This is a genomic window from Actinomycetospora sp. NBRC 106378, from assembly GCF_030269685.1.
Taxonomy (GTDB): Bacteria; Actinomycetota; Actinomycetes; order Mycobacteriales; family Pseudonocardiaceae; genus Actinomycetospora.
In genome coordinates this window covers 362,022-376,621 of the sequence record NZ_BSTT01000005.1, presented here as the reverse complement: position 1 = coordinate 376,621, position 14,600 = coordinate 362,022, and the positions used below count along the sequence as shown (strand labels likewise).

The following is a 14,600-nucleotide window of genomic DNA, read 5'->3' as shown; positions in this document are numbered from 1 at the left end:
CGGTCGCGGCCGAACTCAACGGCCGACCCCGCAAGACCCTCGGCTGGCGATCACCAGCCCGAGCCATGACCCAGCTACTGTCCGACCCACAAGCCACAGGTGTTGCGTCGACCCCCTGAGCCCAAGGCATCGAAGGCTGCCTGACGTGCAACTCGCGACGGCCTGCCGGGGCCTGACCCGCGCACCCTCCCCCGAGAGCTACACCAGGCATGTCCGACGATGCCGGAACCTGCCTGACGTGACTCTCGCCCAGGGCGTCAGCTGAGGCAGCGCGGGCCGAGCAGCGCCTTGAGGTCGCCCATGAGGGCGCTGGAGTTGGTGACCTTCAGCCCGTCGTCGAGCCGGAGCACGTGGGAGGCGCCGTTCGCGGCGAGGAGCGTCAGATGGACCTCGCTCGACCCGGGATGGGCGACGAGGACCTCCTTGAACTTCCCGACGCGCTCGGGCGTGCACCGGGCGCTCTCGATCGTGACCCGGACCGGTGGCGCGGCCTGGGCGCCGGTGGACAGGTCGGGCACGGCGAGGTCCTCCACGAACAGGCTGACGCGGTCGTCCCGCTTGTTGACCTTGGCCTTGAGCAGCACGATCGCGTCCTCGGAGACGTCGATCGACACCGCCGCGTAGGTCCGGGGGAAGAACAGCACCTCGATCCCGCCGGCGAGGTCCTCGATCTGGGCCGACGCCCAGGGCTCGCCCTTCTTGTTCACCCGCCGGGTGACGCTGGCGAGGATGCCGCCCACCGTGATCGACGCGCCCTCGGGGACGTCGCCCTCGAGGATCTTCGTGATCGGGGTGTCGGCCCGGCTGGCGAGCACGTGCTCGATGCCGTTGAGCGGGTGCCCGGACACGTACAGACCGAGCATCTCCCGCTCGAGGGCGAGCCGGTGCTTCGGCTCCCACTCGCCGTCGGGGACCTTCACGTCGAACATGCCCGTGGTGTCGACGGCCTCGCCGTCGTCCGGCTCGTCGAAGCTGCCGAAGAGGTCGAACTGGCCGTCGGCCTCGGCCCGCTTGGTGGTCATCACCGCGTCGATGGCCTCGGCGTGCACGAGGGCGAGGCCCTTGCGCGGGTGCCCCAGCGAGTCGAACGCGCCGGCCTTGATGAGCGACTCGACCGTCTTCTTGTTGCAGACCTGCTGCTCGACCTTGCGCAGGAAGTCCGAGAAGTCGGTGAAGTTCCCCTTCTCGCGGCGGCTGCCGACGATCGACTCGACCACGTTGGCGCCGACGTTGCGGATCGCGCCGAGACCGAAGCGGATGTCGGCACCGACCGGGGCGAAGTCGCGCACCGAGTCGTTCACGTCGGGCGGCAGCACCGTGATGCCCATGCGCCGGCACTCGGCGAGGTAGATCGCCGCCTTGTCCTTGTCGTCGCGGACGCTGGTGAGCACCGCCGCCATGTACTCGGCGGGATAGTTCGCCTTGAGGTAGGCCGTCCAGTACGAGACCACGCCGTAGGCGGCCGAGTGCGCGCGGTTGAACGCGTAGTCGGAGAAGGGCAGCAGGATGTCCCACAGCGTCTTGATCGCCGCCGCGGAGTAGCCGTTGTCCTTCATCCCCTGCGCGAAGCCGGCGTACTCCTTGTCGAGGATCTCCTTCTTCTTCTTGCCCATCGCGCGGCGCAGCAGGTCGGCCTTGCCCAGCGAGTAGCCCGCGAGCACCTGGGCGATCGCCATGACCTGCTCCTGGTACACGATCAACCCGTAGGTCTCGCCGAGGACCTCCTTGAGCGGCTCGGCGAGCTCCGGGTGGATCGGGGTGACCTCCTGGCGACCGTTCTTGCGGTCGGCGTAGTCGTTGTGGGCGTTCGCGCCCATCGGACCCGGCCGGTAGAGCGCGCCGACGGCCGAGATGTCGTCGAACTCGGTGGGGGCCATGCGCCGCAGGAGGTCGCGCATCGGGCCGCCGTCGAGCTGGAACACCCCGAGCGTCTCGCCGCGGGAGAGCAGCTCGTAGGTGGCCTTGTCGTCGAGCCCGAGGGCGTCGAGGTCGAGCGGCTCCTTGCCGTTCAGCGTGATGTTCTTCAGCGCGTCGTCGATGATCGTGAGGTTGCGCAGGCCGAGGAAGTCCATCTTCAGCAGCCCGAGGGTCTCGCAGACCCCCATGTCGAACTGCGTGATGATCGCGCCGTCGGCCTCGCGGCGCTGGATCGGGATCACGTCGATGAGGTTCTCCCTCGACATGATCACGCCGGCCGCGTGCACACCCCACTGGCGCTTGAGGCCCTCGAGGTCGCGGGCGGTGTCGACGATCTCCTTGACCTGCGGGTCCGACTCGTAGAGCGCCCGCATCTCGGCGGCCTCGGAGTAGCGCTTGTGGCTCGGGTCGAACACCCCGGACAGCGGGATGTCCTTGCCCATCACCGCGGGCGGCATCGACTTGGTGATGCGGTCGGCCACCGCGTAGCCGGGCTGGCCGTAGAGCACGCGCGCGGAGTCCTTGATCGCGGCCTTCGCCTTGATCGTGGAGTAGGTGATGATCTGGGCGATCTTCTCCTCGCCGTACTTCTCGGTGACGTAGCGGATCATCTCGCCGCGCCGACGCTCGTCGAAGTCCATGTCGATGTCGGGCATGGAGACGCGCTCGGGGTTGAGGAACCGCTCGAAGATCAGCTTGTGGTGGATCGGGTCGAGGTCGGTGATCCCCAGGACGTACGCCACGAGGCTGCCGGCGGCGCTGCCGCGGCCGGGCCCGACGCGCAGGTTGACCGAGCGCGCGTAGTTCAGCAGGTCGGCCGTCACCAGGAAGTAGCCCGGGTAGCCCATCTGCATGATGACCGAGACCTCGTACTCGGCCTGCTTGCGGTAGTTGTCCGGGACGCCGTTCGGGAACCGCCAGTGCAGGCCCCGCTCGACCTCCTTGACCAGCCAGCTGCCCTCGGTCTCCCCCTCGGGCACCGGCGCGACCGGCTGCAGGTCGCGGCCCTCGGTGAAGGTGATGTCGACCCGCTCGGCGATGGCCAGGGTGTTGTCGCAGGCCTCGGGGAACACCGGGTCCCACTGCGCCCGCATCTCGGCGGCGGACTTGAGGTAGAAGTCCTGCGCGTCGAACCGGAACCGGTTCGGGTCGTTCATCGTCTTGCCGGTCTGCACGCAGAGCAGCACCTCGTGCGGCTTCGCGTCCTTCGCGTACGTGTAGTGCAGGTCGTTCGTCGCGAGGCCCGGCAGATCCAGCTTCTTCTTGAGGTCGTACAGGTCGTCGCGGACCCGGCGCTCGATCTCGATGCCGTGGTCCATCAGCTCGCAGAAGAAGTTGTCGCGGCCGAAGATGTCCCGGTAGTCGCTCGCGGCCTGCATGGCACCGTCGCGGTCGCCCTGCTGGAGCAGGCGCGCCACCTCGCCCGACGGGCAGCCCGTCGTCGCGATGATCCCCTTGCCGTACTGCTCGAGGAGCTCGCGGTCCATGCGGGGCTTGTAGTAGTACCCCTCGAGACTCGCGAGGCTGGAGAGCCGGAAGAGGTTGTGCATCCCCTCCGTGTTCTCCGCCAGCAACGTCATGTGGGTGTACATGAGGTCGGGGTTGTCGCTGCCGTTGACGTTCTGGCCGAGCGACACGCGCTTGCGCTCGTGGCGGGAGCCGGGCGCGAGGTAGCCCTCCATGCCGATGATCGGCTTCACCCCGTGCGCCTTGGACTTCTTCCAGAACTCGTAGGCGCCGTAGGTGTTGCCGTGGTCGGTCATCGCGAGGGCCGGCATGCCCATGCGGGCGGCCTCGGTGAACAGGTCGTCCAACCGCGCCGCCCCGTCGAGCATCGAGAACTCGGTATGGGTGTGGAGGTGGACGAACGAGTCGTCGGACACGCCAGGAACCTCCCCGCGGGACTGCCGGTCAGGACGCCGCCACGCTACCTGCCGGGTCCGACAGTCTCGGCGCTCACTCGGGCGGAGGGACGTCGGTGCTGCTCACCGCGCCGGGACGGCGTGTCGGCGCCCCGGGGCCCCAGCGCGTCGCACGAGCCGCACGGACAGCACACCGAGCGGTCGCACGGGATCGGCCCGTAGTCCTCGTCGTCGTCCTCGTCCGGGAACGGGTCCTCCCCGCTCGCCCAGAGCCTCCCCAGCTCGGCCAGGTCCACGATCCGCCGCATGCCATCCCCCTCGTGTCGATCCGACACGGGGAGGGTGACGCAGGGGTCCGACGGTCTCGGCCGCCGAGGCGAGGCGTCGGAGCGGGCGACCGGGGAGCATGGAGCGCTCGGAGCGGCACCTGTCGCGGGCTCCGCCCGGACACGGCTCGCCCTGTCGTTGTGAACCACCACGACAAGGCATCAGGAGACCGGGAACAGGCCACGACAAGGCACCGTGGAGCGGCCCGCCTGGCCGCTCGACCGCGTGGCCCAGCCCGACCGCCCGGCCGCCCGGCCGCGCGCCCGGCCGCGTGGACCAGCCCGACCGCCCGCGGCCTCGGCCTCGGCCTCGGCCCGGACCCGCTGTCGGGAACCGCTACAGCAGCCCCGCGCCCTCCAGAGCGGCGCGCACGACGGCGGCCTCCTCCGCGGAGGCCTCCACGAGCGGCAGGCGCAGCGTCGGGCCGCACAGGCCGAGCATCGCCAGCGCGGCCTTGACCGGGATCGGGTTCACCGTCACCGACAGGGCGTCGAGGATCGGCTTGAACGCCGTCTCGAGCTCCGCCCGGTTCTCCGGCTCGCGGGCCATCCGGGCCATGAGGTCGCCGCAGACGTGCGAGGCGACCGAGATGACGCCGCACTCCCCCAGGTCCAGCACCGGCGCGTACAGCTCGTCGTTGCCGGCGTAGATGCCGAGGCCGTCGACCTTCGCGAGGTTCGCGTTCGCGGCCTGCTTGACGTAGTCGACGTGCTCGATCTGGGCCAGCTCGGCCAACTCGTCGTTCGGCACGTCGCGCGAGACCCGTGACGGGATGTTGTAGAGCACGATCGGCTTGTCGGTGGCCTTCGCGACCTCGCGGTAGTGCGCGGCCAGGCCCCGCCGGTTCGGGCGGTTGTAGTACGGCGTCACCGAGAGGATCGCGTCGACGCCCGCGGCGGTGGCCCGCTCGGTCATCTCGACGGCGTGGCGGGTGTCGTTCGACCCGGCGGACCCGACGATCGTGACGCCGGCCGGGCGCTCGGAGCACGCCAGCTCCACGAGGCGCATGTGCTCCTCGATCGACAGCGTGGGCGATTCACCGGTGGTCCCGCACACGACGATCCCGTCGGAGCCGTGCGCGGCCAGGTGGTGCATCAGGTCGACGAAGGTCTTCTCGTCGACGGCGCCCTGCTCGTCGAAGGGCGTGACGATGGCGGTGAGGACGGTTCCGAGCGACACCCGGACAGGTTGCCCTGTCGGGGTGCCGCCCGTCGACACCGGGTGGCCGGTCCTAGACCAGGCCGAGCTTCTTCACGGCCTCGCGCTCCTCGGCGAGCTCCGCGGTCGAGGCGTCGATGCGCTCGCGGGAGAAGTCCGAGATGTCCAGGCCCTGCACGATCTCCCACTTCCCGTCCTTGGCGGTGACGGGGAAGGACGAGACCAGGCCCTCGGGGGTGCCGTACGAGCCGTCGGAGACGATCGCGGCGGAGGTCCAGTCGCCCTCGCGGGTGCCGTTGACCCAGGTGTACACGTGGTCGATCGCGGCGGCGGCAGCGGAGGCCGCCGACGAGGCGCCGCGCACCTCGATGATCTCGGCGCCGCGCTTGGCCACCCGCGGGATGAACTCGTCGGTCAGCCAGCCCTGGTCGATCTGGTCGGCGACCGGCTTGCCGTCGATGAGGACGTTCGAGACGTCGGGGTACTGCGAGGCGGAGTGGTTCCCCCAGATCGTGAACTTCGAGATCTGGCCGACGCCCACGCCGAACTTGTTGGCGAGCTGCGCGAGACCACGGTTGTGGTCGAGCCGGGTCATCGCCGTGAAGCGGTCGGACGGGACGTCCGAGTTGGACGCCGCGATGAGCGCGTTCGTGTTGGCCGGGTTGCCCACGACGAGGACCTTCACGTCGTCGGCGGCGCCGTTGAGCGCCTCGCCCTGGGGCTTGAAGATGCCGCCGTTGGCCTCGAGGAGGTCGGCGCGCTCCATGCCCTTCGTGCGCGGCCGGGCGCCGACCAGCAGGCCGACGTTCGCGCCCTCGAAGGCCTTCTTCGCGTCGTCGTAGACGTCCACGCCGTCGAGCAGCTCGAACGCGCCGTCCTCCAGCTCGAGCGCGGTGCCCTCGGCGGCCTTCACGGCCTGCGGGATCTCGAGGAGCTTCAGCCGGACCGGCCGGCCCTCCCCGAGCAGCTGACCGGAAGCGATGCGGAAGAGCAGCGCGTAACCGATCTGACCGGCGGCACCGGTGACGACGACGTTGACGGGCGAGGCCATGCTCAGTCTCCAGACGGATGAGGACCCTGATCGTTCGGGCCGCCAGCCTCCCACGTCCGGCCGAGCGCGACGCGGCGAGGCGCGTCACCCCACCGCGCCCGCCCGGTCAGTCGCCGACGACGAGCTGCGAGCGCCGCTGGCCGATGTAGCGGAAGGTCAGGGCCAGCGAGACCATGATCCGGTTGCGGTTGCCCAGCAACGCGAAGATGTGGACGAACATCCAGGCCAGCCAGGCGATGGTGCCGGTCAGCTTCGGCCCGTGGGCGATCTCGGCGACCGCGGCGCGGCGACCGATCGTGGCCATCGTGCCCTTGTCGAAGTACTTGAAGGGCTCGGGCGCGCGGCCCTCGATCAGCGCCACGAGGTTCTTCGCGGCCTGCGCGCCGGTCTGGATCGCCGGCTGGGCGAGCTGCGGGAGCGGGTTGTCGTCGATCACGCCGATGTCGCCCGCGACGAACACCTCGGGGTGCTCGGGGACCCGCAGCTGGGAGTCGACGACGATGCGACCACCGCGCCCCTGCGTGAGGCCCCACTTCTTGACGGTGTCGTGCGCGGCGACCCCGGTGGCCCAGATGGTCATCTGCGCCGGGATCTCCTCGCCGTCCTTGAGGACGACGCGGTCGGGCCGCACCTCGGCGACGGCGGTGCCCAGACGCAGCTCGACACCGCGCTCGCGCAGCTGGTTCGCCGCGTACCGGCGCAGCTTGGCGTCGAACGGCCCGAGGACCTTGTCGGTCATCTCCAGCAGGATGACCTTCACGTGGTCGGGGTCGAGCTCGGGGAAGCGCTCGGGCAGCATCGAGTTGCGGAGCTCGGCGAGCGTGCCGGCCATCTCGACGCCCGTGGCGCCGCCGCCGACCACGACGACCGACGCCCCGTCGGTCTCGCCGGTGGCCGAGATGTGGTCGAGATAGCCCATCATCCGGTCGCGCACCGCGAGCGCCTCGGCGCGGGTGTAGATCGGGTACGCGCTCTCCCGGGCCCCGGGCACGCCGAAGTAGTTCGTCGTGACCCCGTTCGCGAGGATCAGGTAGTCGTAGGTCAGGTCCGGACCGACGTCGAGCGTGACGACCTTCGCGTCCGGGTCGATCTCGGTGACGACGCCCTTGCGGAAGGTCACCCAGGTCGAGGTCTTGCGCTCCACGCCGGAGACGAACGAGCGCGCGCCGTAGGTGATGTCGCCGGGGTTCAGCGCGCCCGTGGCCACCTGGTAGAGCAGGGGCTGGAAGGTGGAGTAGCTGTGCCGGTCGATCAGGGTGACCCGCACGGGCGCCTTGCGCAGCGACCTCACGGCGGAGATCCCGGCGAAGCCCGCTCCGACGACGACGACGTGGGGACGGGTGTCCGTCCCGGTCGCCCCCAGCGATGCCGCGGCACTCATAGCCCTGCGCTCCTCTCCCCTTCGCGCTGATCGGTTCGATTCAGACCGGTCCGGCGCGGTACTCCTGACGTACCCGCCATCGTCCACGGTCACGCCACACCGTGGGGCGGCGCCTCCTGCCGCGCACGTCACGTCGTGTCCCCGCTCACGCCGAGCACACCGACGCGGGTCACCCGGTCGGCGGCACCGACCCGTCGTCGGGCACGGGCCCGACCACGGGTCCGTCGGGCCGCCCGGGCCCCTGGTCGGGCAGCAGCGGGGACACCGCGAGCCGGGTCCGGGCGGTCCCCGGCGGCGCCACCTGCACCGCCCGGACCCCGGGCCGCGCCCGCAGGGCGGCCACGTCGGCGGGCGGTACCCGGACGACGACGGCGACGAGGCAGCCGCAGTCCGGACGCCCGAGTGCGGCGGCCTCCGCGGCGGCCACGGCCGCACGGCGTGTTCCGGCGGGGGCGACGACCACGTCCTGCCCGGCCTGCCCGGCCGCGGTCGTCAGCGCGGCGCGGAACGCCGCCTCCGGCGGCGCGGGCTGCAGGTCGACGTCGCGCAACGCCGTCTGCACCCGCGGGATCGGCACGCGGACCACGGCGCTCAGGGCGGGGGCGTTCCCGACGGCGGCCGCGGCGGCCGCGGGGGTCAGGCCGGCGTCGAACTGCACGAGCGCCAGCCGGGGCGTGGGGTCCGTGGCGTCGGGGACGACGGCGACGCGGGCGAGGTAGGCGGTCACGTCCTCACCGGGTTCGGGGCCGAGCCGGACGGCGTCGGTGGACCCGGCCGGGCCGGCCGCGGTCGCGTCCGGGCCGGAACGCTGCGTCCCGGCCGCCCACGCGGTGACCAGCACGACGACGAGCAGCACCGCGATCCCGATCGCGTACCGCGGCCACCGCGGCAGGTCCTCGTCCGGGTCGTCGTCCGGACCCGCCCCGTCGTCGTGGGACTCGCTCAGTTCGACGCCCGCAGCACGTCGAGGGCGTGGGCGAGGTCGGCGGGCGGCTCGCTGACGAACTCCACCCACCGGCCGTCGGCCGGATGGTGCAGGCCGAGCCGGTGCGCGTGCAGCCACTGGCGGGTCAGTCCGAGCCGCTTGGACAGCGTCGGGTCCGCGCCGTAGCCGGTGTCACCCACGCACGGGTGGCGCAGCGCGGAGAAGTGCACCCGGATCTGGTGCGTGCGGCCGGTCTCCAGCTCGACCTCGAGCAGCGAGGCCGCCGGGAACGCCTCCAGCGTGCGGTAGTGGGTGACCGACGGTTTGCCGTCGGTCATCACCGCGAAGCGCCACTCGTGCTTGGGGTGCCGGTCGATCGGCGCGTCGATGGTGCCGTCACTCGGGTCGGGATGGCCCTGGACGACGGCGAGGTAGGTCTTGGCGACGGTGCGCTCGCGGAAGGCGGTTTTCAGGACGGAGTAGGCGCGTTCGGACTTGGCCACCACCATCACCCCGGTGGTGCCCGCGTCGAGCCGGTGCACGATGCCCTGCCGCTCGGCCGCCCCCGAGGTGGCGATCGAGACGCCGAGCGCGGCCAGGCCGGCGACCACGGTGGGGCCCGTCCAACCCGGGCTCGGGTGCACGGCCACCCCGACCGGCTTGTCCACGACGACGATCTCGTCGTCCTCGTGGAGCACCTCCAGGCCCTCCACGGCGCGCGCGGTGACGACCCGCTCGGCCGGGTCCCGCTCCGGGTCGGGCAGGTCGACCTCGAGCCAGCTGCCCGCGACGAGACGGTCGGACTTCCCGGCGGCCGCGCCGTCGAGGCGCACCGCGCCCTCCTCGGCGAGAGTGGCCACGACGGTGCGCGAGAGCCCGAGCATCCGGGAGAGCCCGGCGTCGAGCCGCATGCCGTCGAGCCCGTCGGGGACCGGCAGGGTGCGCAGGCTCATCGGGCCTCCTCCTGGGTCGAGCTCCGCTGCGCTGCGTCTCCCGCCTCCGGGGTCGAGCTCCGCTGCGCTGCGTCTCCCGCCCCGCCGGAACTCGCCCCGACCCGCTCCCGCCCGGACCGCGACCCGTCGATCTCGATCCCCCACAGCGCGAGACCGACCAGCAGGGCGCCGCCCAGGCAGATCGCCGAGTCGGCGGCGTTGAACACCGGCCACCACCCGACCGAGACGAAGTCGACCACGTGACCCTGCAGCGGCCCCGGCCCGCGGAAGAAGCGGTCGATGAGGTTGCCGAGCGCCCCGCCGAGCACCAGCCCGAGCGCGACGGCCCAGCCCCGGGAGCGCATCCGGCGGGCGAACCGCGCGATCCCGATCACGACGGCGACGGCCACCAGCGTGAGCAGCCAGGTCATGCCGGTCGCGAAAGAGAACGCCGCGCCCGGGTTGCGCACCAGGACCAGGCTGACGGTGTCGCCGAACAGCAGCGGGATGCGCTGCCCGTCGACCATCGTGGCGACGATCGCGATCTTGGTGACGAGGTCGACGACGAGCACGAACACCGCGACGGCGACCAGGAGCGGCAGCCGACGGCGGGTGGGGGGCGCGGCCCGGTCCGGCTCGCCGGCGTCCGTGGCGGCGGCGGAACCGTCGCTGGCGTCGGTCATGTCCCCATCCTCCCCCGTCGCGCGGCGTGCTCGCCGTGAGGGCCCTCGCGTCGGCGCCGCCGGGTGATCACGGGGTCGTCGGGGTGCCGGAGTCCCCGCGCCACCGCGCCAGCCGACCCGACCGGTCCACCGCCCGCAGCCGACGCTCCGCCGCCTCGCGGGCGGTCGCGGTGGCGACGACGAGGAGCTGGTCGCCCTCCTGCAGCCGGGTGTCGGCCTGCGGCGTGAAGCTCGCGCCCCGCCGGACCACCAACGACAGGCCGGTCCCCTCGGGCAGCCGCAGCTCCCGGACGTACACCCCGTGCATCCGCGACCCCTGCGGCACGGTCATCTGCAGCAGGTCCGCCCGCAGCGCCTCCAGCGGCGCGGCGTCGACCTCGATCTCCTGCACCGGCGGCTTCGCCAGCCCGAGGGCCTTCGCGACGGCGGGCAGGGTCGTCCCCTGGACGACGGTCAGCACGACCACCAGCACGAACACGGCGTCGACCAGTTCGCGTGCCCCGGGCAACCCGCCCGTCAGCGGGACGAGCGCCAGCACGATGGGCACCGCCCCCCGCAGCCCGGCCCACGACAGGAACACCTGCTCCTGCCAGGGCACCCGGAACCACGAGGCGGCGGCCAACACGGACAGGGGCCGCGCCACGAGCAGCAGCACGGCGGCCGCGATGCCGGCGGGCACGAGGGCCCCGAGCAGACGGTCCGGGGAGACGTAGAGCCCCAGCAGCACGAACAGGCCGATCTGGGCGAGCCAGCCGAGTCCCTCGGCGAACGAGCGGGTGCCCTCGCGGTGCGGCAGTGCGGAGTTGCCGAGGACCAGCGCGGCGACGTAGCAGGCGAGCAGCCCCGAGCCGTGCAGGCCCTGCACCAGCGCGAACGCCCCGACGCACACCGCGAGCGTCGCCAGCGGGTAGAGACCGGTCGCCGGCAACGCGGCCCGTTTCAGCCCGGCGGCACCGAGCCGGCCGATCAGCACGCCGAGCACCCCGCCGAGCACGAGCTCGTAGACGACGAGCAGCGGGTCGCTCCACGAGAGGGCCGTGCCGGCGGAGAGCAGCAGTACGGCGATGAAGACCGGGGCGTCGTTGAGTCCGGACTCGAGCTCCAGGGCGCCCACCAGCCGGCCGCCGAGCCCGAGCCCCCGCAGCACGCTGAACACCGCGGCCGCGTCGGTGGAGGAGAGCACCGCCCCCCACAGGAACCCGACCCGCAGGTCGAGCCCGAGCAGCCAGTGCAGGGCGAAGCCGGTCGCGGCGATGCTGACGACCACCGAGATCGTCGAGAGCGCGATCCCCAGCCCGAGCGCCGGGCGGACGGTCGACCAGCGGGTCGAGAGACCGCCGTCGGCCAGGATCAGGACGAGCGCGGCGACCCCGAGGGCCTGCGTGAGCTCGGCGTCGTCGAAGCGGATGCCGAGCCCGGCCTCGCCGAGGAGCACGCCGATGCCGAGGTAGAGCAGCAGGGAGGGCAGGCCCAGCCGGCTGGAGAACCGGACGGCGACGACCGCGAGCAGCACGACGGCGGAGCCGATCCCGAGCAGCAGCGGCAGCCGGTCCACGCGCCGCGGACCTCCCCCTCGTCGATCACCCCGACCTGGAGGGCGATCCTAGCGTCGTGCGCGTCCGCGACCCGGCGCGTCCGACGTCAGGTGCGCCAGCTGAACGTCACACGCCCGGCGGGCGGCGCCGTCGGGCCGTCGTGGGTGGCGAGCGCCTCCGCGACCTCGCCGACCCGCTCCGGCGGCAGGCAGAGCCGTCGGGTGACGCGGGCGGCCCGGACGTCGGGGGCCTCCACCGGGCGCGGGCCGGCGGTCCAGCGCTCCACCTCCGGCTCGATGCCGAGCTCGGTGAGCACCGCGAGCGCGTCGTCCGCGCTCGGCGGCGCGGGGCGGCGGACGCCGTGGAAGCGCTCCCAGAACGGATCCAGCCAGGCCTGCGGGTGATGCGCGTGGAGCTCCATCACGACGCCGCCGCGGGCCGCGGCGCCCAGTCCGGCGGCGAAGGCGGCGAGGTCGTCGGTGTCGTACCCGACGTGATGGCAGAGCACGAGGTCGGCGGTGCCGCTGTCGGCCAGCGCCTCGGGCCACGAGCCGAGCACGCCCTGGTAGGGCATCCCCCACTCCAGGCAGGCCCCGACGAAGGCCGCGAGCATGTCGGAGGCCGGGTCCACGCCGACCACGTGCCGCGCCTCGCCGACCAGCGCGAGCGACGCCGCGCCCGCTCCGCACCCGACGTCGAGCACGGTGCGGTCGGTCGACGCGGCGAGGACCGCGACCGCCGCCCGCCGGGACGGGGTCTCCGGCGGGTCGGCCGCGGGCCGGAACCGCTCCGGGTCCTGCCGGTAGGGGCTGGCCGGGGCGTGGGCGAGGATCTCGTCCGGGACCGCGCGGGCCGCCATCAGGGCGGCCCAGCGCGCGGCGGCGGTGTCGGGCTGCGTGCCGGTCGGGGTCTCCACGGTGACCATCTGATCACGGGCGGGCCCGACCCGCGCCACCTCAGCGGCGGCTGTCCGCCCCGTGCTGCTCGGCGAGCGACCGCACCGGGGTGCACCACGAGCACCCGGTGAAGCCGAGTTCGATGGCCTCGGACACCGGCAGCGGGATCACCTCGCGACCGAAGAGGTAGCCGCAGCGTCCGAGGTGGAAGCGCGGCTCCTCGTCGATCACGAGGACCTCGTCGACCCGGGCGACGACGACGTCGAGGCTCGTCCGGTCGGGCTGCTCGTCGTCGGGCTCCGGCGCCCGGGCGGGCGGCGGTGTCATGGGAGGAGGCGTCGACGGCGGCGCCTGGCGAGCGTGGCCGTTGCCGTTCCCGTTGCCCCCGGCGTGCTCGCCGGCGACCCCGTTGGCGCCGTTCGCCCCGTGGTCGGGCGTCTCACGACCCTGCGGCGGCAGGGACTGGGCGGGCGACTGGGCCGCCGGGGCCTGCGTGGCGGTCACGTCGGCGTCGCCGTCGGTGGGGACCTGCGGTGGCGGGCCGTCGCCGAGCCGGGTCTGAGCCGGCTGCTGCGGCCCCTGACCCTGCGGCCCCTGACCCTGCGGCCCCTGACCCTGCGGCATCTGGCTCTGGCCCGGCTGCTGGCCCTGCGGCGCCTGCTGGCCCTGCGGCGCCTGCTGGCCCTGCGGCGCCTGCTGACCCGGGAATCCCTGGCCCTGCTGGGCGGCACGCCCCTGCTGGGCGCCCGACCCGAACGTCTCCTGCTGCGGCGGCCGTCCGTACGGCGGCTGGCCGGGTCCCTGGCGCTCGGCGCCGCCGGGCGTCTGGCCGGCCGGACCCTCGGGCGCGCGACGCGCGTCGTCGGGATGTCCAGGGCGCCCGTCCTGCACCGCGGTACCGGCCGCGAAGGCGGCCGGAGCCTCCGGGCCGCGCGGGACCTGCGGCTCCGCGGCCCGGACGGGAGCGTCTTGCGCGTCGCCGGGACGGGAGACGGTGCTCGTCGTGTCCGCCCCGGCGTCGGGACGATCGTCCGGACGACGCGGCGCCTCGCGCCGGGCGCGCTCGAGCGCATCGGCGGACATCCGGTTGGTGGCGTCCTGCTCGTCCTCGGGCTCGTGCGTGGTCGACGAGGTGGCCGCCGCGGCACCCACGCCGGCTGCCACTGTGGCGGCGGTGAGTCCCTGGCCGTCGGCGCGGGTGGCCCCCTCGTCCGCGGCGGGACGTCGGACCGCGGTGTCGGCGGCCGCCGTGTCGGGAGCGTGCTCCCCCGTGTCACGCGGCGCCGATCCCGGCGCGGCCGGTGGCGGGTCCGCGGGGCGGCCCGGTCCCTGCGGTCCGCGCGGCGGTCCGGGCGGACCCTGCGGCGGCATCCCGCCCGGACGGGCACCGGGCCCGGCGGCGGGTGTGTTGGGCAGCGGCACGAGCCCCAGGAAACGGGAGCCCTCGGGGGCGTTGGGCACGCGGGACGGGTCGTGCCCGAGACGACCCGACGCCGAGGCCCGCAGCCCCCGCGGAATCCCACGGGGTCGAGCGGGGGGCGGCGGCATGGGCGGCCGCCCGGCCGGCCCCTGCTGCGGCGCCCCGCCCTGCGGCGCGCCGGTGAACGGCCGGCTACCGGGACCGTCCTGCGGCGCCGGTCCGGAACCGCCCGGGGCGGCGAGAGGCGCCGACGACGACGGTCCGGGCTGCTGCTGCGCCCAGGGCTCCTGCCCCGGTGCACCGGGACCGCCGGGCGCACCGACCGGGGCGGGCGCCGCCGACCTCGCTCGACGCCGCCGCAGGACGTCGGCGATCAGCAGGGCCGCGGCCACCGCGCTCGCCGCGACGGAGCCCCACGCCCAGGCCGCCGTGGCCGAGACCACGGCGAGCACGAGCAGGGCGAACGCCACGACGACGCAGACCAGGACGAGCAGTAGCACGATCGACCCCTCA

The 14,600-nt window shown here is 73.5% G+C and carries 10 protein-coding genes; all 10 read right to left on the bottom strand.

From position 1 onward, the window contains the following. Positions 1 to 257 precede the first annotated feature (257 nt). Positions 258 to 3,800, bottom strand: coding sequence for a DNA polymerase III subunit alpha (gene dnaE / locus QSK00_RS15040; protein WP_285591885.1), 3,543 nt, complete (start codon positions 3,798 to 3,800; stop codon positions 258 to 260). A 642-nt stretch (positions 3,801 to 4,442) separates the two neighbouring features. After that, positions 4,443 to 5,285, bottom strand: coding sequence for a 4-hydroxy-tetrahydrodipicolinate synthase (dapA, locus tag QSK00_RS15035; protein ID WP_285591884.1), 843 nt, complete (start codon positions 5,283 to 5,285; stop codon positions 4,443 to 4,445). Between the two features lie 52 nt (positions 5,286 to 5,337). Next, the gene (locus QSK00_RS15030; RefSeq protein WP_285591883.1) at positions 5,338 to 6,315 is read right to left on the bottom strand and encodes a malate dehydrogenase; all 978 of its coding nucleotides are present in this window, start codon (positions 6,313 to 6,315) and stop codon (positions 5,338 to 5,340) included. Between the two features lie 106 nt (positions 6,316 to 6,421). Then, positions 6,422 to 7,696, bottom strand: coding sequence for an NAD(P)/FAD-dependent oxidoreductase (locus tag QSK00_RS15025; protein ID WP_285591882.1), 1,275 nt, complete (start codon positions 7,694 to 7,696; stop codon positions 6,422 to 6,424). Positions 7,697 to 7,865: 169 nt separating this feature from the next. Then, the gene (locus QSK00_RS15020; RefSeq protein ID WP_285591881.1) at positions 7,866 to 8,552 is read right to left on the bottom strand and encodes a hypothetical protein; all 687 of its coding nucleotides are present in this window, start codon (positions 8,550 to 8,552) and stop codon (positions 7,866 to 7,868) included. Between the two features lie 86 nt (positions 8,553 to 8,638). Beyond that, positions 8,639 to 9,574 (bottom strand): RluA family pseudouridine synthase, encoded by a 936-nt coding sequence (locus tag QSK00_RS15015; protein WP_285591880.1) that lies wholly within the window; start codon positions 9,572 to 9,574, stop codon positions 8,639 to 8,641. Further along, entirely contained in the window at positions 9,571 to 10,236 is a 666-nt protein-coding gene (gene lspA, locus QSK00_RS15010) for a signal peptidase II (protein ID WP_285591879.1), read from the bottom strand. The genes QSK00_RS15015 and lspA overlap by 4 nt, the downstream gene beginning before the upstream one ends. A gap of 67 nt (positions 10,237 to 10,303) precedes the next feature. Further along, a complete protein-coding gene (locus tag QSK00_RS15005) occupies positions 10,304 to 11,791 on the bottom strand; it encodes a potassium/proton antiporter (protein ID WP_285591878.1) in 1,488 nt (495 codons plus the stop codon). Positions 11,792 to 11,877: 86 nt separating this feature from the next. Continuing rightward, positions 11,878 to 12,687: a class I SAM-dependent methyltransferase gene (locus QSK00_RS15000; RefSeq protein ID WP_285591877.1), complete on the bottom strand. Its 810-nt coding sequence runs from the start codon at positions 12,685 to 12,687 to the stop codon at positions 11,878 to 11,880. Positions 12,688 to 12,727: 40 nt separating this feature from the next. Then, positions 12,728 to 14,587, bottom strand: coding sequence for a hypothetical protein (locus QSK00_RS14995; protein WP_285591876.1), 1,860 nt, complete (start codon positions 14,585 to 14,587; stop codon positions 12,728 to 12,730). Between the last annotated feature and the right edge of the window lie 13 nt (positions 14,588 to 14,600).